This is a genomic window from Pontibacter sp. JAM-7 (assembly GCF_048548695.2).
Taxonomy (GTDB): Bacteria; Pseudomonadota; Gammaproteobacteria; order Pseudomonadales; family Balneatricaceae; genus Neptuniibacter.
Genome location: NZ_JBLYIF020000005.1, coordinates 174,064 through 200,729, shown reverse-complemented (window position 1 = coordinate 200,729; position 26,666 = coordinate 174,064). Strand labels below are relative to the sequence as shown.

20 protein-coding genes are annotated in these 26,666 nt (G+C 51.6%); 5 read left to right on the top strand and 15 right to left on the bottom strand.

What is annotated here, in order from left to right; translation table 11 throughout:
* Window positions 1-135 precede the first annotated feature (135 nt).
* Window positions 136-564: an RrF2 family transcriptional regulator gene (locus ACFVYJ_RS08740; protein ID WP_419415597.1), complete on the top strand. Its 429-nt coding sequence runs from the start codon at window positions 136-138 to the stop codon at window positions 562-564.
* 28 nt (window positions 565-592) lie between these two features.
* On the opposite strand, the gene rraA is transcribed toward ACFVYJ_RS08740, so the two are convergent.
* Together rraA and ydiJ are read right to left on the bottom strand one after the other, a co-directional pair.
* Window positions 593-1,084, bottom strand: coding sequence for a ribonuclease E activity regulator RraA (gene rraA / locus ACFVYJ_RS08735; protein WP_419415598.1), 492 nt, complete (start codon window positions 1,082-1,084; stop codon window positions 593-595).
* Between the two features lie 57 nt (window positions 1,085-1,141).
* On the bottom strand, window positions 1,142-4,225 hold the full coding sequence (ydiJ, locus tag ACFVYJ_RS08730) for a D-2-hydroxyglutarate dehydrogenase YdiJ (RefSeq protein WP_463255163.1): 3,084 nt from the start codon (window positions 4,223-4,225) through the stop codon (window positions 1,142-1,144).
* A gap of 108 nt (window positions 4,226-4,333) precedes the next feature.
* On the opposite strand from ydiJ, the gene ACFVYJ_RS08725 reads away from it, so the two are divergent.
* On the top strand, window positions 4,334-5,254 hold the full coding sequence (locus ACFVYJ_RS08725; protein WP_419415061.1) for a LysR family transcriptional regulator: 921 nt from the start codon (window positions 4,334-4,336) through the stop codon (window positions 5,252-5,254).
* A gap of 10 nt (window positions 5,255-5,264) precedes the next feature.
* Here ACFVYJ_RS08725 and ppsA read toward each other — a convergent pair whose 3' ends face one another.
* Entirely contained in the window at window positions 5,265-7,634 is a 2,370-nt protein-coding gene (gene ppsA / locus ACFVYJ_RS08720) for a phosphoenolpyruvate synthase (RefSeq protein WP_419415062.1), read from the bottom strand.
* Between the two features lie 134 nt (window positions 7,635-7,768).
* Between ppsA and ppsR the strand changes: the two genes are divergently transcribed.
* Window positions 7,769-8,587 carry a posphoenolpyruvate synthetase regulatory kinase/phosphorylase PpsR gene (gene ppsR, locus ACFVYJ_RS08715; protein WP_419415063.1) on the top strand — a complete coding sequence of 273 codons (819 nt, stop codon included), beginning with the start codon at window positions 7,769-7,771 and terminating at the stop codon, window positions 8,585-8,587.
* 76 nt (window positions 8,588-8,663) lie between these two features.
* Here the strand turns inward: ppsR and ACFVYJ_RS08710 are convergent, their stop codons facing one another.
* The 12 genes from ACFVYJ_RS08710 to gspE all read right to left on the bottom strand — a co-directional run bounded on the left by ACFVYJ_RS08710 (window position 8,664) and on the right by gspE (window position 21,913).
* Window positions 8,664-10,940, bottom strand: coding sequence for a hypothetical protein (locus ACFVYJ_RS08710; RefSeq protein WP_419415064.1), 2,277 nt, complete (start codon window positions 10,938-10,940; stop codon window positions 8,664-8,666).
* A 536-nt stretch (window positions 10,941-11,476) separates the two neighbouring features.
* Entirely contained in the window at window positions 11,477-13,651 is a 2,175-nt protein-coding gene (gene gspD, locus ACFVYJ_RS08705) for a type II secretion system secretin GspD (protein WP_419415065.1), read from the bottom strand.
* Entirely contained in the window at window positions 13,651-14,238 is a 588-nt protein-coding gene (locus ACFVYJ_RS08700) for a hypothetical protein (protein ID WP_419415066.1), read from the bottom strand. Before ACFVYJ_RS08700 ends, gspD begins: the two co-directional genes overlap by 1 nt.
* Before the next feature lies 1 nt (window position 14,239).
* Entirely contained in the window at window positions 14,240-14,851 is a 612-nt protein-coding gene (gspM, locus tag ACFVYJ_RS08695) for a type II secretion system protein GspM (RefSeq protein ID WP_419415067.1), read from the bottom strand.
* The gene (locus ACFVYJ_RS08690; RefSeq protein ID WP_419415068.1) at window positions 14,848-15,966 is read right to left on the bottom strand and encodes a PilN domain-containing protein; all 1,119 of its coding nucleotides are present in this window, start codon (window positions 15,964-15,966) and stop codon (window positions 14,848-14,850) included. Before ACFVYJ_RS08690 ends, gspM begins: the two co-directional genes overlap by 4 nt.
* 5 nt (window positions 15,967-15,971) lie before the next feature.
* The gene (locus ACFVYJ_RS08685) at window positions 15,972-16,925 is read right to left on the bottom strand and encodes a type II secretion system minor pseudopilin (protein WP_419415069.1); all 954 of its coding nucleotides are present in this window, start codon (window positions 16,923-16,925) and stop codon (window positions 15,972-15,974) included.
* Entirely contained in the window at window positions 16,903-17,607 is a 705-nt protein-coding gene (locus tag ACFVYJ_RS08680) for a prepilin-type N-terminal cleavage/methylation domain-containing protein (protein ID WP_419415070.1), read from the bottom strand. The genes ACFVYJ_RS08685 and ACFVYJ_RS08680 overlap by 23 nt, the downstream gene beginning before the upstream one ends.
* Window positions 17,604-18,044, bottom strand: a complete 441-nt coding sequence (locus tag ACFVYJ_RS08675) for a type IV pilus modification PilV family protein (RefSeq protein ID WP_419415071.1) — start codon at window positions 18,042-18,044, stop codon at window positions 17,604-17,606. Before ACFVYJ_RS08675 ends, ACFVYJ_RS08680 begins: the two co-directional genes overlap by 4 nt.
* Window positions 18,037-18,492: a GspH/FimT family pseudopilin gene (locus ACFVYJ_RS08670; protein ID WP_419415072.1), complete on the bottom strand. Its 456-nt coding sequence runs from the start codon at window positions 18,490-18,492 to the stop codon at window positions 18,037-18,039. Before ACFVYJ_RS08670 ends, ACFVYJ_RS08675 begins: the two co-directional genes overlap by 8 nt.
* 6 nt (window positions 18,493-18,498) lie before the next feature.
* Entirely contained in the window at window positions 18,499-18,951 is a 453-nt protein-coding gene (gene gspG, locus ACFVYJ_RS08665) for a type II secretion system major pseudopilin GspG (protein ID WP_419415073.1), read from the bottom strand.
* A 12-nt stretch (window positions 18,952-18,963) separates the two neighbouring features.
* On the bottom strand, window positions 18,964-20,187 hold the full coding sequence (locus ACFVYJ_RS08660; protein ID WP_419415074.1) for a type II secretion system F family protein: 1,224 nt from the start codon (window positions 20,185-20,187) through the stop codon (window positions 18,964-18,966).
* 1 nt (window position 20,188) lies between these two features.
* Window positions 20,189-21,913 carry a type II secretion system ATPase GspE gene (gene gspE / locus ACFVYJ_RS08655; protein ID WP_419415075.1) on the bottom strand — a complete coding sequence of 575 codons (1,725 nt, stop codon included), beginning with the start codon at window positions 21,911-21,913 and terminating at the stop codon, window positions 20,189-20,191.
* A gap of 556 nt (window positions 21,914-22,469) precedes the next feature.
* On the opposite strand from gspE, the gene ACFVYJ_RS08650 reads away from it, so the two are divergent.
* Window positions 22,470-23,528 (top strand): efflux RND transporter periplasmic adaptor subunit, encoded by a 1,059-nt coding sequence (locus ACFVYJ_RS08650; RefSeq protein ID WP_419415076.1) that lies wholly within the window; start codon window positions 22,470-22,472, stop codon window positions 23,526-23,528.
* A complete protein-coding gene (locus tag ACFVYJ_RS08645; RefSeq protein ID WP_419415077.1) occupies window positions 23,525-26,623 on the top strand; it encodes an efflux RND transporter permease subunit in 3,099 nt (1,032 codons plus the stop codon). Before ACFVYJ_RS08650 ends, ACFVYJ_RS08645 begins: the two co-directional genes overlap by 4 nt.
* Window positions 26,624-26,666: the final 43 nt, after the last annotated feature.

The window sequence follows — 26,666 nt, the reverse complement described above, 5'->3', positions numbered from 1 at the left end:
ACGCAACACTAAACGTCCGATTGATGAACCCCAGACTCAATATTGGGTCATAAACGCAATCATCAACCAAAGCCGGGTTGCTTTAATGCTAACTGAAACGTATATTCAAATTGCATCTTTTCAGCAGACTATCCCATGCAACTAAGTCGATTTACAGATTATACCCTTCGCGTGCTGTTCTATGTTGCAGCCAACAATGACCGCCTGGTTACACTGTCAGAAATTGCCGGTTATTTTGACATATCTGTTGAGCACCTGCGCAAGGTGGTTCACGCACTTTCCAAGTCGGGGCACCTGGCAACCTTTCGTGGTAAAAATGGTGGTATCAAGCTGGCTGTAGACGCCACTGAAATAAACCTGGCTGTTGTCGTTGCGCAAACAGAGGGCAAAGAGCCGTTGATTGATTGCAGCAAACAGGGCTGCCGTCTCACCGGTAGTTGTTCGTTACAGGGAATATTGGATCGTGCCCAAGCTCAATTTATGGCTGTGCTTGAGGAATATACCCTGGCTGACCTGATCAAAAGTCCGACGATGCGACAACAACTCTTGTTAAAAGCCGTGTAACCCAAAGGGTCAGCACGGCGTTCCTGTATCAGGCGTCCGCCAACTCCAACTTCTCAGCAGAGACTAAGATACCGTTATTATCGGCGTAAACGAATTCGCCCGGACGGAATGTCACACCACCGAACGTCAGCTCAACGTTTAGGTCACCCAAGCCCCGCTTATCGGTTTTCATTGGGTGTGCACCCAGCGCTTGCACGCCGATATCAAGATCACTGATGGCATTCACATCACGAATGCAACCATAAATAATAATGCCTTCCCAGCCATTCTTGGTCGCTTTTTCAGCCAACAAATCCCCCAGCATGGCTCGACGCATAGAGCCACCGCCGTCAACGACCAGTACCTTGCCCTGACCCGGCAGTGCAACCTGTTCACGCACCAATGAGTTATCTTCAAACGCTTTCAGGGTCACGATCTCACCGCCAAACCGCTCACGACCGCCAAAATTTCCAAACATTGGCTCAACAACGCGTACCTGTTCTGGGAACTGATCACACAGTTCCGGCAATAGATCTTCCACTTTTATCTCCTTAAAGGCTGAGCAAACACCCTGATCCAGGGGTTCATAGATTAAATATTATCCGTTAAGTGTTTTACTGTGACGCAGTTGCGCCAGCAATGCCTGCAATGGATGCGGAATCTGCTGTTGATCCAGACGCTTGACCTGACTACGGCAGGAGTACCCGGTTGCAACCAACTGCGGACGGACCGCGGCATCGCTCACCAGTGGACCCCAGCTCAAATCATAGATCCGGCGGGATGTTTCAAGGTTCGCCGTTTCATGACCGTAGGTACCAGACATACCGCAGCACCCTACCGCCTCCACACTCAGGTTCAGACCGGCAGCTTCAAACACCTGTTGCCACTGCCGGATAGACGCAGCCGCCGTGGTTTTCTCGGTGCAGTGCGCCAGCAATTTGAAATCACTCGCAGCAGAGGCTGAAGCCTGACTGAAACCCGACAAGCGATCCAAATGTTGTATCAGCCACTCCTGTAGGAGCTGGACCGCAGGCAAGCCATCTTCCGCTACAGTGGTCGCATACTCCTGACGGTAAGTCAGGGTCATTGACGGGTCAATGCCCACCAGGGGGATGCCACTGCCTTCAAGTTTTTTCAACAACGCGGCATTACTGTTTGCCGCCCGGTTAAAGGCTGCCATAAAGCCATGCACATGCAGAGGTTTGCCATTCGGTTTGAAAGGCGCGACCAACACATGGAAACCCAGACCGGTGAGCAAGTCAGCCAGGTCCAGCACCAGCTGAGTTTCAAAATAACTGGTGAACGCATCCTGGACTAAAATCACCCCGTTTTCGCGCTCAACTTCGGTCAGCTGTTTCATCACTGCCGGCGTAGCAAAATCGATCCCCCGCGCCCGTAAACCGGAGACCAGGGTATTGCGACAGATTAACGGGCTATCGACCATGCCAACCTGACGTTTAAATACACCTTTCAGCAACGGCTGACTCATCAGCCAATTATAAGGGGCGGGAAACCGCGCCATAACAGGAATCATGTATTCCAGGCTGCCCACCAAATAATCCTTGGCCGGACGCAGGTAACGACTGTAATACAGTTCCAGAAAACGGGAGCGGAAATCCGGCACATTGACTTTAATCGGACATTGACCGGCACAGGATTTACACGCCAGACATGCCATCATCGATTCATGTACTTCATGGGAAAAGTCATATTCACCCTGGCGTTTTTTCAGGGTGTTTTTAATCCGTTGTGGCAGGCGGCTCAAACCAAAACCACGCTTGGCACGCTCACTTTCCAGTGCCAGATTACTGCCCTTCTGCTCCATCAGGCGTAGCCATTCACGGATCAGGGATGAACGCCCCTTGGGGGAGTTAATACGCTGACGGGTGCCCTTCCAGGATGGGCACATGGCATCATTGGGGTCATAGTTGAAACAGGCACCATTACCATTACAGAACATTGCCGAATCATAGGTGTTACGTGTGTCAACATTGATCTGGCGATCATACTGGCCACGGGTTGCCACCTGGTCAATCTTAAGCAGCTCGGCACCTTCAATGGCCGGCGCAGCAATCTTACCCGGGTTAAACTGGTTACGTGGGTCAAAGGCCGCCTTGACGCGTTGCAACTCTGGATAGAGTTCGCCAAAAAACTCAGGTGCATATTCTGATCGCACCCCTTTGCCGTGTTCGCCCCACAGCAGGCCATGATATTTCTGCGTCAGGGCAACCACCTGATCCGTTATCTCTCGAATCAAATGTTCCTGGGCTTTATCTTTCATATCAATTGCCGGGCGTACATGCAGCACACCAGCATCGACATGGCCAAACATGCCATAGGCCAGATTGCGGTCATCCAGAACCTTGCGAAACTCCATAATAAAGTCTGCCAGGTGCTCAGGCGGGACCGCTGTATCCTCGACAAATGGAATCGGCCGCTCTTCACCCTTAGCGTTACCCAGCAGGCCAACCGCTTTTTTACGCATGGTCCAGACTTTATTAATCTCTGCCGCACCATATACGACCGAATAGCCAAAACTTTTGCCAACCTCACCGGCGACCGATTGCAAATGCTGCGCCAGACGCTCAACCCGCTGGCGTAGTGCCTCGGGATCATCATCGGTATATTCCACCAGGTTGATGCCCTGGATTTCGGGCTCATCCGCTTGTTGTGGGAAGTATTGGCTAACGGTTTCCCAGACAATATCGCCCATCGCCAAATTCAGGACCTTGGAGTCGATGGTTTCGATGGAGGTAGGCTGCCAACTCATCAAATCCTTGGCATCACGCAGGGAAGCCTCAAAGCTGTCGTACTTAATATTGACCAGTGCGGCATGCTTCGGAATCGGCAGGACATTCAGCTTAGCTTCCGCAATAAAGCCCAGAGACCCCTCAGCACCACAGAGAATGTTATTAAGGTTGAAACACCCTTCATCATCCCGGATATGCGCCAGATCATAGCCGGTCAGGCAGCGGTTTAATTTAGGAAAGCGCGCATCAATCAGCTCTTTTTTATCAGTGAAAATCTGGTCCAGAACGCTATGGATCTCACCGACCCGGCCCGACTGCTGCTTAAGTGCGTTCAGCTCATCATCACTGATCGGCTTTGAGTGCCACAAGTCCCCACCCAGTAGTACCGTATGCAGCTCTAAGACATGGTCGCGGGTTTTACCATACAACACAGATCCCTGACCGCTGGCATCGGTATTGATCATGCCGCCGATGGTCGCCCGGTTACTGGTGGACAGTTCAGGGGCGAAAAATAAGCCATAAGGCTGCAACGCCCGGTTCAGCTGGTCCTTTACCACACCCGCCTCAACCCGCACCCAACGCTCTTCAGCATTAATTTCAAGCACCTTGTGCATGTGCTTTGATACATCAACAATCAGACCATCGGTCAGCGACTGACCGTTAGTGCCGGTACCGCCACCGCGGGCACTCATTTTCACATCCACAAAGCGCGACTCATCCGCCAGCGCTGCGATCAGAGTCAGGTCTTCTGCATGACGCGGATAAAGTACGGCCTGTGGCAGCATCTGATAGATACTGTTATCCGTGGACAACACTATCCGGTTGGCATAATCGGCGTTCATATCACCGGCAAAGCCAGCGCTGTTGAGTTCGTCGATAAAATTGAGGTACAGGGCTTCGGTGGTTTCAACCTGTGACAGCCGCGGGATCATGGCAAACATCCTCTTTGGGTCCGGCGCACCGGAATTGTCAGTCTGCGAGCAATGATGCAGAATTGTTATTTATCAATCAAACGATAAAATTCTATAAATTAATTGATAATGTCGAATAATATCTCAATCCGCCATCTACGCGCCTTCTCTGCCATTGCTGCCTGCGGCAGTTTCACCCGAGCTGCAGATGACCTGCACCTGACGCAGTCGACCCTGACCGCGACGATTCAGCAGCTGGAGCAACAGGTCGCGCTGACACTCTTTGACCGCACCACCCGCAGGGTAATGCTGACCCGTGAAGGCGAGCAGTTTTTGCCGGTGGCAGAGAAGCTGTTATCTGATTTTGATACCGCGCTGAATGACCTGCAGGCGATATCATCACGCCAGCGTGGTCAGGTTGGCATTGCCGCCTCGCCTTCGGTTATTACCTGCCTGATGCCCGACGTGGTGCACAATTACCACCAACAATACCCTAACATTCACCTGCAGCTCAGGGATGAAAACGCTGGCGGTATTGAACTACGGGTATTGGATAACAGTGTCGATTTTGGCATCGGCGGTAACCACTCCAATCATCCAGACCTGAGTTACCAGCCACTGCTGCAAGATCGCTATGGTGTTGTACTGCCCAACACACATGACCTAGCTACCAAGGCAACACTGAGCTGGGAACAAATTGCCGCCCTGCCGCAACTGCAACTGACCACTGACAGCGGCATCCGCAGCGAATTACAGAGCCTATATCCCGACCAGAACCTGCAACTAACGCAAATAGAGGTGTCCAGCCCGGCCGCCATGGCGGAGCTAATCAGGCGGGATATGGGAATCTGCCTGTTACCTGCGCTGGCAGCCAATACCCGAGGCTTCAGTGGCCTGGTATTCAGCCCCCTGGAGCCAGAGTTTTATCGGCAAATTTATCTAATCAGTCGCCGTGGACGAGCGCTCAGCCCGGCGGCAGAAGCCATGCTGCAAAACCTATTACTCAGTTTGCAGCAACAAACCCTGCCAACCTTTGTCGAACGTATCTGATGACAACCAATCAGGGCTCGTCGTTAGCCAGGAAGAACCAGGTATCCAACACCGAGTCAGGATTCAGTGACACGCTATTAATGCCCTGCTCCATCAACCAGCGCGCCAGATCCGGATGATCTGAAGGCCCCTGGCCACAAATGCCGACATATTTGCCCTGCGCCCGACAGGCACTGATTGCCATGGACAGCAGTTTCAGTACAGCTTCGTTGCGTTCATCAAACAGATGCGCGATGACCCCGGAATCACGGTCAAGGCCCAGAGTGAGCTGAGTCAGGTCATTGGAACCGATAGAGAAGCCATCAAAGTATTCCAGGAACTGATCCGCCAACAAGGCATTGGATGGAATTTCGCACATCATGATGACCCGCAGGCCATTCTCGCCCCGTTTCAGACCATGCGCCGCCAGCAGCTCAACCACCTGCCGCGCTTCGCCCGGGGTGCGCACAAACGGCACCATGACCTCGACATTGGTCAGGTGCATCTCATCCCGCACCCGTTTCAACGCACGGCATTCAAGTTCAAAACAGTCTCGGAAACTCTCAGAGATATAGCGTGCCGCTCCGCGGAAACCCAGCATGGGGTTCTCTTCTACTGGCTCAAACGCATCGCCACCAATCAGGTGGCTGTATTCGTTGGATTTAAAATCTGACATGCGCACAATCACCTTCTTCGGATAGAAGGCTGCAGCCAGAGTGGAAATCCCCTCTACTAAGCGGTCAACGTAGAAGTCCACCGGGCTGGCATAACCGGAGGTACGTCGCTGAATTGTCTGTTGCAGCGCCGGTGGTTGAGTATCGTAATTCAGTAGTGCTTTCGGGTGGATGCCGATCATACGGTTGATGATAAATTCCAAACGGGCCAGACCAACCCCGGCATTCGGCAGAGCTTGAAAATCAAACGCCCGATCAGGATTACCCACATTCATCATGATATCGAACGGCAGTGATGGCATGGATTTAACGCAGCTAGACTGATGTTCAAAATCCAGTTTTCCTTCGTATACTTTCCCGGTATCACCTTCAGCACAGGATACTGTCACCAGCTGACCTTCACGCAAGCGATCGGTGACATCACCACAACCGACGATCGCTGGAATACCAAGCTCGCGGGCAATAATAGCCGCATGACAGGTACGTCCCCCCCGATTTGTCACAATGGCAGCGGCGCGCTTCATCACTGGCTCCCAATCAGGATCGGTCATATCCGTCACCAGCACTTCGCCCGGCTGCAATAGATCCATTTCCGTCAGATCATGCACCACCCTGACCGCACCAGAACCAATACGGTGGCCAATCGAGCGCCCTTCCGCCAGCACGTTACTGGTTTCTTTTAACAGATAACGTTCGATGACAGTCTGGCTACTGCGACTTTTAACTGTTTCCGGACGCGCCTGAACCACCAACAATTCACCAGTGTCGCCATCTTTGGCCCACTCGATGTCCATCGGGCGGCCGTAATGTTTCTCTATTTCGACGGCAATACGAGCAAGCTGCTGAACATCAGTGTCATCAATCGAGAATTGCTGCCGCTCTGCCTGGCTGACCTGCACGGTTTCAACCGGATTACTGCCTTCAGCCTGATCGGCATAGACCATCTTGATCGCTTTAGCGCCCAGCGTACGGCGGATAATGGCCGGTGCCCCCTGTTTCAGGGTCGGCTTATAAACGTAAAATTCATCCGGGTTAACGGCGCCCTGCACCACGGTTTCACCTAATCCATAAGCAGCGGTAATAAACACCACATGGTTAAAACCGGATTCAGTATCCAGGGTAAACATGACACCGGAAGCGCCGGTTTCGCTGCGCACCATACGCTGGATACCTGCCGAAAGCGCCACTTCGCTGTGCGCAAAGCCGTGGTGCACGCGGTAACTGATAGCACGGTCATTATAGAGAGAAGCAAATACCTCACGAATGGCATGCTTGACTGCGGCCAGACCACGAATATTAAGAAAGGTTTCTTGCTGGCCGGCAAAGGATGCATCCGGCAGGTCTTCAGCGGTCGCCGACGAACGCACAGCAACGGCAAGCTCTTCATTACCCGCGGCCAGCTCTTGCCAGGCGTTGGTGATTGCCTGGTCCAGCTCTGGCTGAAACTCAGCTTGCAGAATCCAGTTGCGCACCTGCTTACCCGTTTCCGTCAGCGCCTGAATATCGTTGGTATCGAGCTGACTCAGGGCATCATGAATACGTTGTTCCAAGCTACTATGCTGCAGAAAGTCACGAAACGCCTCTGCTGTGGTAGCAAAACCATTGGGCACCTGAACACCGGCACCACTCAGCTCCTGAATCATCTCCCCGAGGGACGCATTTTTACCACCAACCTTGTCAACGTCATTCATGCCAACCTGATCAAGGCGTAATACGTAACTCTGCAAAGGTCTCTCTCCTACTCTGAACCAGTGTTTACACTGCGCAAATCTGCGTATTTGGCAGTGCAATTTGTTATAGTGAGCCAAATAAAGCACATATTTCTCAGTGCCCTACTATATCCCATATAAATGTAACAAAGATGAAACGGACTGCATTTTTTATTTCCGACGGTACCGGTATTACCTCAGAAACTCTGGGCCACAGTCTGCTTGCGCAGTTTGATGGGATTGAATTTGAGCAGATCACCCTGCCCTATGTCGATACCCTGGACAAAGCAGAAAAGGTAATTCAACAAATCAATGCCGCAGCTCAACGTGATGCTGAACGACCACTGATTTTTGACACCATTGTTGACGAAGCCATCCGTAGCCGAATTTCTGAAGCAGATGCCTTCAAAATTGACGTTTTCTCCAGCTTTTTAAAACCGCTGGAGCAAGAGCTGGATGCCCGCTCAAATTACTCGGTGGGTAAGTCTCACGCCATCGTCGAACGACATAAATACAAAGCCCGTATCGACTCTGTCAACTTTGCCATCGATAACGATGATGGCGCGCGCATCAGGCAGTATGACCAGGCCGATATTATTCTGGTTGGCGTTTCTCGCTGCGGCAAAACGCCAACCTGCCTCTACATGGCAATGCAATTTGGCATCCGCGCTGCGAACTACCCGCTGACAGAAGACGATCTGGAGTTTGGCCGGTTGCCTGAATCACTGGCAGAGCATCGTCACAAACTCTATGGCCTCACCATCGACCCGTTTCAACTGGCAGCAATCCGCCATGAACGCCGATCAAACAGTCGTTATGCTTCACTGGATCAGTGTGATTTTGAGGTACGTGAAGTCGAGCGGCTGTTCAAAAAGCTGGGGGTGCCGTTTATCAATACCACCAACTTTTCCATTGAAGAGATCTCAACGCGCATCATGGCGGAGGCCGGTCTGGAACGCCGGATGAGTTGATAACAACCAGTACACTACATGAGAAACGGGGCTGAAATTCAGCCCCGTTTGAGTGTCGCACTGCAATGATGGTGGATCAGTTACAGAGCGTACAATCGGCAGTATCGTTGTCAGAAACAGGGGATCCTGACAAGACACCGGTTGCAGCCACATTGGCTGTATTAGAGAAGGTTGCTGTTTCCTGAGCAACCAATGAGCCTGCATCAATGCTGCTCGGTACATAGGTTGCTTTGACTTTGACAACATCACCCACTTTCATGACACCGGTACAGTTTGTCGCACCGCAAGCCACGTCAGAACCCAGTGGTTTCGAGATAATTGTCAGTGAGTCCGCTTTAGTATCGGTCAACAGGATATTCAGATTTTCCCGATCTGGATCAGCAGTAGCTGGGTTGGTTACCACGATTTCATTCGTAATACGTACAGCCACTTCATTAGTGGCAGTAATGAACAGTGATACACCATCATCAGCTCCATCTTTACAGGCTTTGGTCAAATCAATGTCCTGAGACAGAATCAAAGAACAACTCGCGGTAGCAATATCCGAAGCAGTCTCTTCCACCTGACCACCCGCATAATAATCACCGCTGGCAGTGACCTGATCCGAATGGCTGGTAACTGCGTTACTGGTCACAGTACCGCTATAACCTACCTGTCCATCCACAACCAAATCATCAACACCCAAGGTGAAACTGGCCTCACCGACTTCTTTGATACCATCACCATCGTCATACCAGGCATCAAAGCTGGCAGGTACCAGACCGCTACCATCAGTGGCAATATCAATCAGCGTGATATCTTCCAATGTGACATTACCCGTATTGGTAATCAGGCCTGACAAAATACCCTGGAAGGTATCACCGCCAGTCAGTGAAGCATCACAGTTTTTGGTGACATCGATGGTCGGATTCGGCGCAAAGCAGTTTGCTGTATCCGATTTTGGATCGCCAATGGGCGTGCCCACCAGAGAGTAGGCGGTTGCCTGGACTTCATCCGAGAAGTTCAGATCAGTAAGATCCGGATTATTAACTGTGTAATAACCTTCATAGCGCACGTTAGTACCGCCAGGCACAATAATGGTCGCCACTGTGGCTGTGCCAGTATTGGTTACCGGTGTATCGCCTGCGCCACCGCACTCGTCATCACCATCATCAATGCAGAATGCAGTAAAGGTGCCGTTACCACCTGCAGTAATGTCTTCCAGGTCGACTTCCAGCGAAGACACGCCGGTATTTTCCACTTCACCTGAGAAAGAGATGGTCGCAACATCATCTGTTGCATTCAGATCAGCTTCACATGATTTGGAGATCTCGAATCCACATAATGGGAAAGAGCCCAAAACAAAGTCTTTCAGCGTCGCTGTGAACGAACGAGAGCTTCGGGTTTCTGCCATAAAGCTGGCAAAACAGCTTTCAGTGCCCAGCAATTGGCTCAGGTTGATGCCCCCTTCAAAAAAGGTTTCGTAAGGGAACATACCGTCAGTGCCGTCTTTAGCTATATAAGGCCAAGGCGCATCAGTTGGGTCATTAGGGCCACCCTCTGCATTGGTGATGGCACACACCGGCAGATTGGGCTCAGTACCACACACAACACCGGTACCACCGCTGTCCATGGCGGCGCGTTTGTATAGCAAACGCAGATTTTTAGCCGCGCATTCACCCTCTACTGGGTTATTACTGGTTGCTTTAGAGCAACTGTTATCCCACATCACGATTTCAACGTAAGGAACCGCATTGTTGGCCTGAGGAAACTCAACCACAGTTAACAGGTCACCGGCGGTGATAATTTCACCCGCATCCAATCTGCCGTTGGCGGGACTGTCGTCAGTCCACACCACAGAAGTGTGTGAACCGATAAAATCCCCACCACTTGGATCAGGATCAGCCGGATCACCCGGGTCTGGATCCAGTCCGACTTCATTGACAAAGAACCACCAGCCAAAGAAGGCATCCCCCTCATTGGTGATACGGTCTGCGCCAAAGTAGACGATCAACTCACCACCGGGATTATTATATGCGGCTGCATAAGCATTGGTGATATCGTTTTTATCCGGGCCGTTACCATACTTACCCCAGCTCCACTGGGTAATGTCCTGAATATCTTTTTTACCGCCATCAAACACAGTGTAATTATCTGGTTCAGTGGCAAATGTGAACACCTCCTGCGCCCCTGATGCGGGGTTTAAATAAAGCGTTTCCCAATCATCACCGGGACTACCAGACTCCAGTGCGTTACCATCCAGCTCAAATAGGCCCTCTTCATCTACCCCTACTGACCAGGCTGGCAACCCCAGGCTGAGCAAGCTGCTTAACAGCCCAACCTGGAGCCACGTACAAACTTTTATCCGTTGCATGATCCACCTCCTGCACCCTGACACTTAACCTTAAGTGCCGGGCCTCCTTTATCACTACTTTCAGCGCCGGTGGTGCGGGTAATGTATCCGCGCAACATCTGTGCTGAACCCTGACATGCCGTCATTCAGGCACCCCGATGCCTAGCCCATACCTGCACAGGGGTGTCATTAAAGGGGTGATGGCAATTTACATACCATTTATGTACATGCTTGTTTTCAAAGCAGATTAAATAAAGACAGCCAGTTTTCTGGCGGAAAACTATCAAGGACTGTTAACACTGGCTTACCAAGCCGTTCAATAGATACCGCCTAAGCCGCACAACAACCTCAGCACGAGGGACCACAACAGCGTTGTAATGAATAATAAGCTATTGAATATGTTAACGATTTAGAATCATGAAGAATAACGGGCAGCCGTTCAACCATGTCCAGCGCAGTGTCTGGGCAAGCTGTAAAGCTGATGAAACAGGCAAAAAAAAGCGGAACCGAAAAAACGGTTCCGCTGGGTACGGAAAGAAGTGCATTATCCCCTAGTGTTAATGCTTGCTCGATGCGTCAAAATTGATATCGCGTAATTTCTGTTGATATTCACGGGTAACATCTCGAGCCTCTTCCTGAGAGGTGACGGCAGTTGGCGTAATCATAACTACCAGCTCAGTTCGATTAATGTTTTTACCTTCACTGCCAAACAACCAACCCAGTACCGGCACATGCCGCAGACCCGGCAGGCCTTGCGAGCTGCGGTCACGGTTTTCCTTAATCAGGCCACCCAGTACCAGGGTTTCACCGCTCTGCACGGCGACACTGGTTTCTATCTGGCGTTGAATGATAGTTGGCGAGTCAATACCCGACGTGGTGGTCAGATCGACATCATTTACTTCCTGTTTGATATCCAATACCACCATGCCACCGGCATTCACCCGAGGTGTGACCTCCAGCAGGACACCCGTATCCTTAAATTGAATAGTACTGGTGGTGTTCAAATTATCACTGCTGGTCGCGGTCGTTTCTGATGTACGCACCGGCACCTGATCACCCACTCGAATACTGGCAGTACGGTTATCCAACACCATCAGTGACGGTGAAGACACCACTTTCAACCGGGAATCCTGCGCCAGAGCATTGAGCAATAACCGGGTACTGGAAGCATCAAAAATTTCAAAGTTGGCCGAGGGGAAGAAATCACTCGGCGTGTCTATTGGTAACGAACCCAATGACCCGATGGCTGATTTACTGCCACCATCCAGACTGGACTTGAAGAACCATTGCAGGCCGTAACGCAGTTCATCCTGCAGCGAGACTTCAACGATGGTCGCTTCTACCAGAACCTGTAAAGGCAACACATCCAGCTTCTGAATCGCCTGTAAAACCTTATCGTAGTCATTTGCCGACGCCATGACCAACAAGGCGTTGTTTTCCTCATCAGCAATAATGCTGACTTCGCCTACCTCCAGGTTAGAACCGTCGACACCAGCATTCGCTGCCGGGCTGGTTCTGACGGCCTGAACCGGCTCCTGTGACTGTTCCTGACGCGAATCACTGTCAGGGGCACTGCTAGTGTTGCTACGGGTGCGACGACTACGATCGCCCCGCTCGGCATTGTCCGACGTACCGCTGAACAGCTCACCCAGCATACCGGCAAGGTTTTCTGCCTTACCGTTCTGGACGTAATAAACGTACATGTTTTTACCACGGACATTCTGTGAACGATCCAGTCGCTTGATCCAGACACGGGCATCACGCAAATATTTTTTCTGGGGAGTAATCACCAAAATGGCATTGAGTCGTTCAATGGGGACAAACCTTACCAGGCCCGCCAGTGGTCCATCGACCTTGTCACCAAAGATGGCATCCAGCTCTTCAATCATCACTTCGGCTTCAGCTGATTGCAGCCGGAATAAGCCAACCGACATCCCCTGTAACTGATCAACATCGAAAATACGTACAGTTTCCCGAATATTTACCAGCTCAGATGAGGTGCCTGCGACCATCAACAGGTTGCGTCGACTATCGGTCTCCATCAGCCCCTGCTTTGGTTTCAGCGGTTCTAAAATTTTCATCATCTCGCTAGACGCGATATAACGCAGTGGCAGTATCAGCAACTGGTAGCCACTGCCAGGCGTTAAGCCAGCACCGGGGGTAACACCGTTTAACGCACTGTCAGCTGGCAAGACTTCGTAGAAGTTATCGGTCTTGAGTAATACCGCGCCGTTGATATGCAGCAATGTTTCTAATGCAGGTATCAGTTCATCCCGGGTCAGGGGTCGGCTGGTTTGCAGGTTCACCGTACCCCGCACCTGTTCATCCATGACGTAGTTGGCCTGCAAAATATCGCCAAGCACCGTTTTAATCACTTCCGAGATTTCGGCGCCCTGAAAATTCAGCGTAATTTCGCCTTCTGCGTCGGCAACCGGTTTTAAGGTCGGGCTCTTCAGGTCAACCATGACACCCGAAGATTCATAAATTTCTGCTTCGGGTGCGCTCTGATTGGCCCCAGTACTGGACTGGTTCTGAAACCGCGTCGCAGTGCCTGACCGATTCGTTACCGTAGTTGCCCCGGCGGGTGTGCTGGTAACCTGTATTTCGTCCTCAGGGCTATTCCATGGATTGTCCAGCGTTGCTCGCCCACCTCCCGGAGAGGTCATACAGGAGGCGATCAGCATCGTGCTGATCAGCAAGCCTGAAGCCTGCACTACTTTTTTAGTTTTCATTATTGTTTATCTCCCGTACTGCGACTGTCGGGTTGATTTTCCTGTTCATCAAGCTTCTCATCAGGCGCTTCCCTTACAATTTGACGCCGGTTTTTTGGTGGTTCTACCGGTACGACTGGTCGTGGCTCCCACAGATCAAACCGCACTTCCTCATCATCATTGCCAACAACCACGTGATTGACAGCTATAAGCGCCACATCCCAGCCTGAATCCAAGGGCATCCCCTGAGTCAATCTGCGGCGTTCCTCGCCATTACGTTGTTTGAACAGTGCCACCGGATCACCGGCATCATCGAACACAACCCCAGTCAATTTCCATGTTTCAAGCAGTTCAGCATCACTGCCACTGGCCTCCTCCTGAACCGCCTTAGGTCGTCGGGTAGCATGAAATAAAGGACGTTCCACCATGCCTTCGAAAGCCTCCAAGGGGGGTAACCCGTCTTTCAGCTCTTCCTGGTTGTCGGGTAATTCTGTGGGCACCGAGTCGACTTCCGGTTCTGCCGCCCATAATGGCGACATGGCTAACCAACCGGTTAAGCAGGCCGTCAGGAAATACGGAAGCGATACCAAAGCTCTGATAGGTAACATCTTAGGTACCTCCCTTCACGGTATAAGCCACCAAATCAAAGCGGAGATCCAGTGAGGGTAATTCGATGCTACGGCTGAGCCTTGCAGTCCGTCGCGTGACACGCGCCCGCTGACTCGCGTTTTGCGCGGTGGAGGTTAACAACAAGTTTTCCACAAACATCACTGGCCGATGCGTTTCCAGGCTATATAGCAGTTGCACCAACTCATCTATCTCACAACGTAATCGTACTTTGATTGCCACGGCTGGCAGCGCATCAGTGGTTGGGCTGGTAATAATTTGGGTACTCACAAGCTGACCACCGCCACGAGTGAGCAACCGGTTAAGTATCTGCTGTAATTCTGCAGCCGCCAGCGTAGGTCGGGTTTCAGTCAGATACATGCCCACCGTCGGATTACTGGCTTTAAGTTGCCTGAGTTTTTCCTGTTGGCTGTCGAGATCACCTGCCACCCGTTGATATACCGCCAACTGGTGCTGCAAACGGTCAATCTGGTCACTGTTTTCAAGGTATCTATTTAACAGGGGTCCCAGTACTAACTGGTACAGTACTGCGACAACCAACGCGAGCAACAGAAGTGCCGCGATACGTCTCTGATTCTGGGTCAGTTGCATCATGGCTGCTCCTTGATCAGATCGGCATTGATGGCAAACCGTTCTTTACTGGTTCGCGCATTCAGAGTGACCGGAGATGCGAAGCGCACATTGGTTAAGTATTGGGTTGCATCGAGCAAGCCAATAAGCGCAGAAGCCTCTCTGGACTCGCCCTGCAAGCGAAGACTGGAGCCATCCATTTGCACGTTGCTAATCCAGGTATGGTCCGGCAGTACATCGGTCAGATCATTTAACAGCAAAAGACTGGACACTTTGGCCGCTTTTTTACGCTCCAGGAATCCCTGACTTTTAAGCAACGCTTCAATCTCGGCATTGACGGTGCGTGCCTGCTCTGCCAATTCCCGTGGCTGTTCGATACCCGCCTGCAGTTCGGCTATTTTTTGCGCCTGATATTTCAGCGGCAAAAACAACAGCATTGCCAGCACCAGCAAGATTAATACACTACGGCTACGCGCCATAAATTGCTGCCGGCCGGAACGAACACCCTGCAATGATTTAGGTAACAGGTTCATGCTGTAAAGTGCACTACTGGCATCTGCCGCTGGAGCAACAACCGTAGGCGACATACCCAGTGCAGAAAAAAGATTCAGTAGCGGGTCAAGGCGCTGACGAGTAATTAAGCAGAGACGTACCAGTAGGGCTTGCGATTTCAGGTCACGACTCAAAATGCGATAGCCATAATACACCTGATCTGCGCTGAAAGGCGTATAGCGATCCATCTCGAAACTGAGCACATTGTGCAGATTACCTGCTGTCGCCAGCGGTAAGCTAATATCACGAACCAATAAAAAATTAGCCGGGAGTAACAGAATGGTTTCGTCCGCTTTGCCCGCTTCTTCGGCAAACCTGCGCCGCCACTCTTCTGATGACAACTGCGCCAGCTCAAACTGCCCCAGCATGGCCAAATCACCACGATTGCCATAACGGATACTGCACGCACTATCATGCAACTCTGCCAGCAGATAGCGACCTCGACTTTGCAGTCGAGCACTAAATGATTCCGGCAGCATATCGATCAATTCAGCTTTCCACCAATGCCACAGCTGATACAGGTGTTCACGGCATCCGCGAATCACCGAAATCATGCTGGGCTTTACTTGGCTCTGCGTTTTATCCATGTGGGTTATTCATCCTCTGAGCATGGCTCTGCACTACAACGTTGCCTGATCTCCGAGCGTTGTTCCGAAATTTCCGCGACACGAAAATAGGATTCTGCCCCCCGACCACTGCGTTGTAACAGCACCTTTAGCCCCACCTGAGCGTGTGGGATTAATCTACCCTCTGTTTTGACAGTGTAGTAGACCCCCAATGTAGAGGTGGGAATCAAGCGTGCATCCGTGACCGGAACCGTAGGTTCTGGCAATCCGTTTTCACGGTTACTACGGCGTTGCGTAATATATTGATCCACCAACGCCTCTGTCGCTCCCGGCAGCGACATCAGTACCAGTTTAGGCGCCACCAGCGGGTTTATGCCCTGGTTGCGGGCATGCACACTCAAAGCCGGTGCTATGCGATGATAAACGTCGATTTCCATACCTAACACTTTTTGTAACTCTGCCACCGTAGAGAAACGATCATCCTTTGATTCATAATCAAGTCCGGCAGCAAGATAGTCTTCATCTTCAGCGCCATTCAGCCGCTTCAGGTCATCCTTGTCTCGCCAGTCCAGAATTCTGTCAACAAGCATACTGCTGTAGCTTTCCTCCAGATCTGCAGCCAGTAATAAACGTTGCAGCAGCTCCGGGGTGATCGTATTGAGATCAAACTTGCCGTTTTCATCCTGTACCGAGACATAAACATCCAGGTGTTCTTCAAGTGCCATCTCATGCCAATCACCATCTGCCAGCCAAGCCTGTTCCGGCGCCAGAGATAAATTCCAGATCGCCCACTGCATACCTGCTTCAGCTGCGTAATTGGCCTGGGAGGCGGCACGCAAATTAAGGGTTAACTTGGCTTCACTGCGCGTCACATCCGCCAGATACAAGGCGATGACTGATAGCAACACCAAAAACCACAGCACCATCACCAGAGCCATACCACGCATCATGTCAGGCTTAGCGGTCACGTTTAACAACATATGCATCCGCCTTAGGGCGCACTTTCAGGATCGGCCAGGGCGCTCTATCTCCGTCCTGAAAGTGCACACTTATCAATGCTGGCAAACTGTCTTCGTACTGCCATTCTTGTTCCCAGCGAGGCGGTTCATCCTGCTCTACACGCAGGTATTCCAGCCTAAAATCTGCAAAACTGCCTGCCATTAACAAGGTTTTGCGGGCATCCTGCGTCAGTTGAAACCGCAGTTGGTTCCAATCAAGGTTGCCGCTGGTCAAACCTGACTGCTGATTCACATCCTGATCAGCCAGCCCATTAAAGGCGGCATGGGCAAGATACAATCCCGCAGGCATATCCTCCTCACCGGTATCCAGATAACCCAACCACAACCAGCTTAATGAGTCGCCTTGGTCATACTGCTGTAGCGGTGCCACCCAAAGCAGTTCCTCTGCATTACCGTGGAATGCCAGCTGTCGACCACGGTCTTCGTCCTGCACAACAGAACGGGTGGTCGCACCCAACAGACGACGTAATGCGTGCTGAACCAAGTATGCATCACCCGCCTGCTGCTGATGCTGGTCAATACCCTGCCAACTGCGTAAACCCAGATATAAACCACTACCAATCACCACCGATAAGAGGCTCAGTAGTAACAATGCCACCAGCATCTCAACCAGAGTAAAACCACGCCGCCGATCCATGTTCATAAGGCTGACTCGTCAACCAGAAACAAGGTGCTGAGTACCAGCGGTGCCGTGCGACCATCACCTCGTTCAACCTCAACCCGAATGCGGTAGGGTTGATAACGGTACTCAGTGACCCGATCCTGATCCGGAAACCGCCACGCCTCAATCTCGGCACGCCACTGCCACTGTTCACTGAATTCACCCTGCTGTACGCCAGGAGAAAGACGGGGTTCGGCCAGCAGCTCAGCCATCTTTGACTGTGCCAGTTGCATACCCATCTGCTGTTGCGATGCGCTATGCGACGTTTTTAGCGACAACGAAAAAATGTGCATAATCACGCCCAGCGACATGGCCAAAATCATAAACGCCACTAAGACTTCCAGCAGTGTAAAACCCGATTGCAGCTTTTTAGGCTGTGCTTTGGCCATTAATCGGGCTAACGGGCTCACCTTAATCATCGCTGGTTACCCGGCCTGTTAGCCAGTCAATCATCACCTCGCCCTGACGAGTGCCTGATTGCAATTTAACCGCGCCTCCGCTTGAACTCCCATCCGGGTAGAACAGAATCTGGCCTGTGGCTGCACCTGGCATATTCGCTGCCACTGTCAGCTGAATTCGCTCGGGAGGCTGATAGGCGGCAGCCTGAAACGATAACGCATATTCGCCCGTCTCTGGGTCTTGACTAAAACTGACTGCCTGACCCTGGGCAATTGCCACACTGCGCGCATGGCGCAGCATGGCAGCTATTTTTCGGGTTTCCCCTCGCAGCTCAGCCCCGGGAATCAAATTCGAGAACTGTGGCACCATTAAAGTCATTCCCAGGCTGGCAATAACCAGTACCACCAACAGCTCCAGCAAGGTAAAGCCCTGCGCTGAAGGCTTGGTTATACCGTCCGCCCCGGCCATTAGGTTTTATTCCCAACTGGCAACATCTCGATTCTCACCTTCTCCGCCAGCCTGTTTATCCGCGCCAAGTGAGTACAAATCAAACTCACCGTTGTCTCCCGGAAATTTGTAAAGATAAGCATTACCCCAGGGATCATCGCGAATGACTTTTTTCTTCAGGTAAGGGCCGTTCCAGCTATCAACCGAAGCTGGCTGTTCAATCAGGGCATTCAATCCTTGAGCCGTGGAGGGATAGCTACCCACTTCCAGGCGATAAAGATCTAATGCTGATGACAGTTCTTCTATTTGCAGCTCCGCAGTTTTAGTTTTCGAGCTCGATAACTGCTTAAATACCTGAGGCCCTACCAGACTGGCAAGCAAACCCAGAATGACCAGTACCACCAATATTTCAAGTAGGGTAAAGCCACCCGTTTTGTAATGATGGCGCACGGTTTTTTCTGCGACATATTCCTGTGTCATAACAACTCCGAATCAAATAGGAATTTGGTTAATACTCATAATGGCTACCAAAATCGACATGATGATACCCGCGATCACAACCCCTAAGGTGACAATCAGTGCCGGGGTTAGAATCGCCAGCATACGCTGAATCGCTGTCGCCACTTCTTGATCAAATACATCGGCAACCTTTAGCAGCATCTCTTCCAGCTGCCCGGTTTCTTCGCCCACCTGCATCATCTGAATAGCCAGTGCAGGGAAAGCGCCGGTCGCCAGTAACGGTGCCGCCAAATGACGCCCCTCTTTAAGACTGTTGGTAGCCCCACTGACAGCTTCAATCAAGCGGCGGTTTGACAGCGTTTCCTGAGCAATACTTAGCGCACGTAATAACGGCACGCCACCCTTGACCAGCGTTCCCAGGCTGCGGGTAAAGCGCGCAGTTTCCAGGCGTTGTATCAAACTGCCAAACAGGGGAAGACTGAGTTTCCGGCGATCCCAGGACAGACGTATTGACGGCTGAGTTAGCAAGTAGCGGCAATAAACAAACAACGCCAACATGATGACTAAGATCATCGGTAAATAATTCTGGAGGAACTGTGCCACGCCGATCACCACCTGGGTGGAGAGGGGTAATGCCCGCCCCATATCAGAGAACAACTGTTCAAACTGAGGCACCACATAGGTGAGAATAATCAGCAGTGAAATGGCTGATACCAGCAGCAGGATAATCGGATAGATCAGCGCCGACATCACCTGGTCCCGTAATATTTTGCTGCGCTCCATATAGCTGGCGAGAGTTGTTAGCCCCTGCCCCAGATCACCGGATACTTCTGCGGCCTGGACCATGCTGATATAAAAATTAGTGAAACCCGCATTTTGCTCTTCCAGAACCACAGATAAGGATTGGCCGCGGCGCACACCTTCCTGGATCGGGCTGATCACCTCGCGTAGCTCATGATCATCGGTCACCCGGTGCATAATCTGTAGCGCCCGATCCAACGCGATGCCGGCCTGCATCAGTGCAGCTAACTGACGGGTAAAACCCAACAATTTTGCTTCACTCAAACCTTGGCGGCCACCCACTTTCATCTGCAACAGTTGCTGCAGGCTGAAACCACGAATGCCACTCTCTACCGATAACGGAATCAATCCCTGAGACTGAAGCTGCGCTACCACTGCATGCTGGTCAGCGCCTTCAAGCTGACCAGCACGGGCTTCGCCGGAAGATGTGACCGCCTGATAGTGAAAGACCGGCATCTTAACTCTCCTGAGTGACGCGAATCACGTCTTCGATGCTGGTTAAGCCCTGTAACGCCTTGAGGCAACCATCTTCATACATGGTGCGCATACCGGCTTCCCGGGCAGCATTAAACAGGGTGCCGGAATCCGCGCGGCTCATGACCAAACGCCTTATGTTGTCATTCATTACCAGCAACTCGATGATCGCCAACCGGCCACGATAACCACTGCCTCCGCAATGTTCACAACCCTTTGGACTGTACAGAGTAATGGGCTGATCACCAGCCAGTTTAGCCAGGCCCATTTCGTCGATAATTTCAGGTAGTGGTGTGTAAGGTTCGCGGCAATGGGGACACAAACGGCGAACCAGGCGCTGGCCTATCGCGGCATTCAGCGTAGAAGTCAGCAAATAATCTTCAACACCCATTTCCAGTAGTCGTGTCACACTACTGGCCGCATCATTGGTATGCAGGGTAGATAACACAATATGACCGGTCAGTGCTGACTGGACACAGATACGGGCCGTTTCAAGGTCGCGCATTTCCCCCACCATAATGACATCAGGGTCTTGCCGCACAATGGCACGCAGTGCTCCGGCAAAGCTTAAACCAATGGACGGTTTAACCTGAATCTGATTAATACCCGGCAGCTGGTATTCAACCGGATCTTCCACCGTAATCAGTTTGCTCTGTTCCGTATTCAGTTTGCTCAGCGCGGTATACAACGTCGTGGTTTTACCACTACCTGTGGGCCCAGTTACCACCAGCATGCCATGGGGGATGCTCAACACGGTGTAAAGTTTTTGCAGAATGTCGTCATCCAAACCCAGCGAGCCAAAGTCCAGGCTCACTGTCTCCCTGTCCAGCAAACGCATGACGACACTCTCACCATGCATGGTAGGCACGGTAGATACACGCACATCAAGGTCCTTACCCTGCAGTCGCAACTCTATGCGGCCATCCTGAGGCAAACGGCGTTCGGCAATATTCAAACGTGACATGATCTTAATTCGAGAGATCACCGCAGGGGACATTTTCACAGGGGGCGCTTCACCCTCCTGCAACACACCATCAATGCGATAACGCACTTTGAGACAGTCTTCAAAAGGTTCGATATGAATATCTGATGCACGTGACTCAACTGCGCGCTGCAAAATCAGATTGACCAGCCTGATAACGGGGGCCTCGCTGGCCATATCCTTCAGGTGCTCGATGTCCTCTTCATCTTCAATATCCTCAACAGAATCGACACCCGCCAGGATATTACCCATCTGGCTCTTACCCTGACCATAGAGTTTCTCAATCGCATTTTCCAAATCGGAACCCAGTGCGACACGACGCTCTATCTGATAACCGGTGGCAAGTTCCACCGCATCGACGGCAAATTGATCCTGAGGATCAGACATGGCCAGCACCAAAGTCTGATCATTCAAATTAAGCGGCAAAACATGCGTATCTTTGAGGAAACGGTAAGAAAGAGATTCAGGCAATACCGCCGCCGGTGGAAAGTCTTTGGGTTCGACTCTTGGCAACTGCAGCAAGCGGGTGAGTTGCTCAGCCATGTTATTTTCTGACACCAACCCCAGCCGAACCAGCAAACCAGACAGTGAGGAGCGTTGCTGTTTCAGCTCATCCATCTGCATTACCCGGTTCAAGTCTCCTCCGGAAAGGCAGCCAGCCTGAACCAATGCCTGACCCAACTGCTGGTTATCGGCAAGACTTATCTGCTCAGTTGACTGTTGCATAGATCATTCCTTTGCCGGTTGAAGGCCCGGTGGCTAGCACCGTCACGTGATACTGAAAATATAGACGATCACGCCCTGGGCAGTCAGTTGCCCACCGATATATCCTGCTGGCTGCTTAAGCATCCCAGGTAGATGCGAAACCCGACCAAACCTTATTGATTTCGGTAGAGACTAACCTACTGCACACACACTGTTTAGACGCCCCGATTCCAATCGACTATATCAGATAACATATTAATTTTTAGGTTTATTTCTGCACACAATACGAATTATCAACACGGCTTAACACGATCTGAAAACAAAAAAATTTTGCCACCGAACACGCTCACCCAAGCGCAATCACAGCCCCTTTTCGGCTATCTTACCGTGGTCACGCCTACGACTATTATCCCTGGCAAAGATGACAATCTAACAGTGGCAAGGCAGATAGCAGCCTTGATTAACGCTGTTGCCGCCTGCATGTTGCATTCTCACGCCGCTGGACTTGACCGCAACGGCTACCTAAAATCGATGCATATTCCCTTACCGGTGCCACGGAAACTCAAGGTTAATACTGATGCGCTTAGTATTGTTTACAGCAGTCACCCTGTGCCTGCTGATTGTCGGCTGCTCAGAGGCGCCGGCGCCGGGCAAAAAAGCAGCCTCACCTCACCTGGTTGAAGTTGTCTCTGCCAGCCAAATTAACATTGCCGTGCGTCGAGAACGCACAGGTTCTTTGCGTGCCTTCCGCGAGATTCAAATTTTTAATCAGGAAGAGGGCCGCATTACTGCCCTGCCCTTTTATGAGGGGGATCAGGTTAAGTCCGGCCAACTGGTGGCACGGCTGGATGATCGTTTACTAAATGCTGAACGTAACCGAATCACTGCGGAACGGCGCAAAGCGGAAAAAGACCTGATGCGGATTCGAGGTCTGGCGAAACGCAAACTGGCGGCTGAAACCGATTTAACCCGCGCCGAAACTGACCTGGCTGTGCTCAGAGCGGATGAACAGATCATCAACACGCGACTGGAATACACACAGATGCAGTCACCAATCAATGGCGTCATCAGCGCCAGGCTGACGGAACCAGGTAATATCGCCGAGCGTTACACCCATTTACTCACGGTGTCTGATCAAAGCAAACTCATCACTGAAGTGCAGGTATCAGAGCTACTGCTAAACAAGTTGCACATCGGCGACCCAGTCACTATGACCATCGACGCACTGTCTGGCCTTGATAGTTCAGCTGTACCACTCAGCGCCAGTATCACGCGCATTCATCCTAATCTGAATCCACTCACACGCACCGGCACCGTGGAGATCGCACTCAATCCAGTGCCGGACGGTGCCCGCCCGGGACAGTTGGCACGCATCACGTTGCAGACAGAAAAAGCCAGCCGACTGCTGATCCCTTTTGTCGGCCTCAGACGCGCCAGCGAAGGTGAGTTTGTCTATTTGGTGAACGCTGATAACAGCATAGAAACTCGTCCGGTCAGATCTGGCTTACGCATCGGTGACAGCATTGAAATACTGTCAGGTCTGAGCACAGGGGAATACGTCGTTATTCGTGGTTTCACCGGATTACGTAATGGCCTCAACGTCAGCCTGTTAAATGCGGCGGGTAACCGTCAGTGAAATTTCGCAGCGGCGGCCTGGCGGCCTGGTCAATTCGCCACCCGGTTGGCGTAAGCATGATTGCTCTGGCGGTGATTGTGCTGGGTTTTTTTGCCCTCAGCCGACTGGCCATCGATCTGTTGCCGCACATTATCTATCCTGAAATCCGGGTGCGGATTATCGATAGCGGTGTCCCGGCTTCAGTGATGGAAGATCAAGTCACACGCCAGTTAGAGGAACAACTGGCCATTACCGAAGATGCTATTAGCGTTCAATCAAGTACAAATCGCGGCTTGTCCACCGTCGATCTGGCATTCAATTACGGTAAAGATATCGATATCGCTCTACGGGATGCCAGTACCCGGCTGGACCGGGCCAAACGCTTTCTACCTGACAGCATCGATCCGCCCGTCATCTATAAACTGGACCCGTCACAAATTCCGGTTCTGGAATTTGTGATCAGTTCACCCCTGCGCAACAGTACCGAACTGCGCACCTGGGTGGATGATACTTTCAGCAAATGGTTTCTCAATCTTCCAGGCGTCGCCGCAGCAGAAGTGGGTGGCGGGCAGTTGCGCGAGATTCAGATCATACCCGACCAGCAGCGACTGGCTGGCGTGGGCATTAGTTATAACGATGTCATAGAGGCCCTGCAAACCTCCAATAGCGACGAGCCAATTGGCCGGTTGCAGATGCCAGCCCACGAAATCACTGGTCGCATCAGCGGCCGGCTCACCTCCATTGACGATATACGCCAACTACCCGTGGCGCGTTATGACGGCAATACTGTGCTGCTAACTGACGTAGCTGAGGTCATCGATAGCAATGAAGATGAGCGTATTAAAGTACGGGCTGATGGTGTTGCGGGCATCAAACTCTCAATCCAGAAACAGCCAACCGCCAATACCACAGCGGTAGTGCAAGTCGTTAAAGAACGGATTGACTGGCTCAACAGTCAGGGCGTGCTGCCTGAGGATATCACCGCAACCGTGGTCGCTGACCAGTCAGTTTATATTCTGCAATCGTTGAAAAATGCCAGCTTGGCGGCTATCAGTGGTGCCTTATTGGCAATGTCAGTGGTCTACCTGTTTCTTGGTAACCTAAGACGCACCCTGATCATCGGCAGCGCGATCCCCATCGCCATTATGTTTACCTGTGTACTCATGGGTTTAGGTGGCCTAACCCTCAACGTTATGACACTGGGTGGGCTGGCTCTCGGTATAGGGATGCTGGTGGATAACACCATCGTTATGCTGGAAAACATCTATCGACATCAGCGTAAACGTGAAGCCGCTGAAGCAGGTGCCATCCAAGCCGCATCCGAAGTCAATGGAGCCATCGTTGCAGCCACCTCGACCAACCTGTCAGCGGTACTACCCTTCTTGTTTATTGGCGGCCTAACCGGACTCCTGTTTCGCGAACTGATTTTTACGATCTCCTCCGCCATCTTTGCCTCAATGATTATTGCCCTAACGCTGGTACCCGCCTACGCCTCGCGGGTAGATCAGATCAGCAGCAGCCGTTTGCGGCGCGGGGTAGATAGCAGCATAGAATGGTTACAAAACCTGTACGCCGCTGCCATCGCCAGATTGTTATCTGTGCGCTGGCTGATCATGCTGCTGTTTGTTATGGGCCTGGGCTTTAGTGCGCCGGTTTTTCTAAGCGGTAAGCAGATATTTTTGCCCACATTGGATGACGGTCAAATCCGGGTCATAGTGTCTGCTGATATTGGTATCTCATTAGAGGAGATGGATCAGAAAACCAGCATGATCGAAGCACTGTTTTCTGAGCAGCCGGAAACTGAGTCGGTCTTCACTCTGGTAGGCGGCTCGATATTTGGCCGCACCCAACGCGAAACCCCAAGCCGATCAACCATCACTGTACAGTTGAAGCCTCTGAGTGAACGTTCAGTCAGTAGCGGTCAATGGATGCAACGCACTCAACAGATGATCACAGACCTGCAACTGGCCGGCTTTAAAATCAGGATGTCACAGCGCGGCATCCGTGGTATTCGCACCAACCGTGGCGATGATGATATTAGTCTTCGCCTGCAGGGTAATGATCCGCAAATCCTCAAACAGCTTGCCAATGAGCTGGCCAGCCAGATGCGCGCCCTAGCCTCGTTAAGTAACATCACCCACTCGGCAGAAGATGAGCAACTGGAGATCTCCATTACTCTGGATCGGCAACGTGCAGTCCAGTTAGGGCTGAACATGCAGGATCTGGCCCAGGCCGCAAAAATCGCACTCGAGGGTCAGGTCATCAGTGACTACATCGACGGTGATCGTGCCTATGACATACGCGTACGACTGGCCCAGAGCACCATGACCAGTCCGCAGGATCTGGAGTCCATTATTCTATTTCCCGGCACCGACCAGCGCCAACCGGTATATCTAGGCACCGTGGCCAAAATCCGTTTGCTGGAAACCCCCGCCACCATAAAGCGCGATAACCAGATGCGTATTGTCGAGCTAAGCGCCAGCCTGAAAGAAAACTTCACCCTGGGTGAGGCATTACAATCACTGGACGCGCTACGCGACAACATCTCACTACCAGAGGGTTATGCCCTGTATGACGGGGGCTCACGCGAAGCGTTGCAACAACAACAGGAATTAGCCGACATGCTGCTGTTGTTAGCGTTATTTCTGGTTTTTGTGGTGATGGCAATTCAGTATGAATCCCTGCTCAACCCGATGATCATTATCATTAGCGTGCCCTTTGCTGCCATCGGTGTTGCGCTGGGTATTGAGGTACTTCAGCTCCCCCTCTCTATGCCGGTTTGGCTGGGCATGATCATGCTGGTTGGCATCGTAGTGAATAACGCTATTTTACTGGTGGAATATATTGAGCTGGAGCGGGAGCAGCATGCCAACTTACACACCGCCATTATTGAAGCCGCCCGCCTGAGGTTACGCCCAATCCTGATGACCACGCTATCTACCGTTGTTGGCATGCTGCCGCTTTCGTTGGGCTGGGGTGACGGGGCTGAAATGCTCCAGCCTCTGGCCATCACAGTGGTATGGGGGCTGTCTTTTTCCATGCTGGTCAGCTTACTTCTGGTGCCATTAGTCTATCTGACGGTACATCAGTGGCGTAACAAAAAAATTGCTGCCTAAGCACCAGATAGCACTGGTTCAGTAACACAAAGCACAGTAAAGT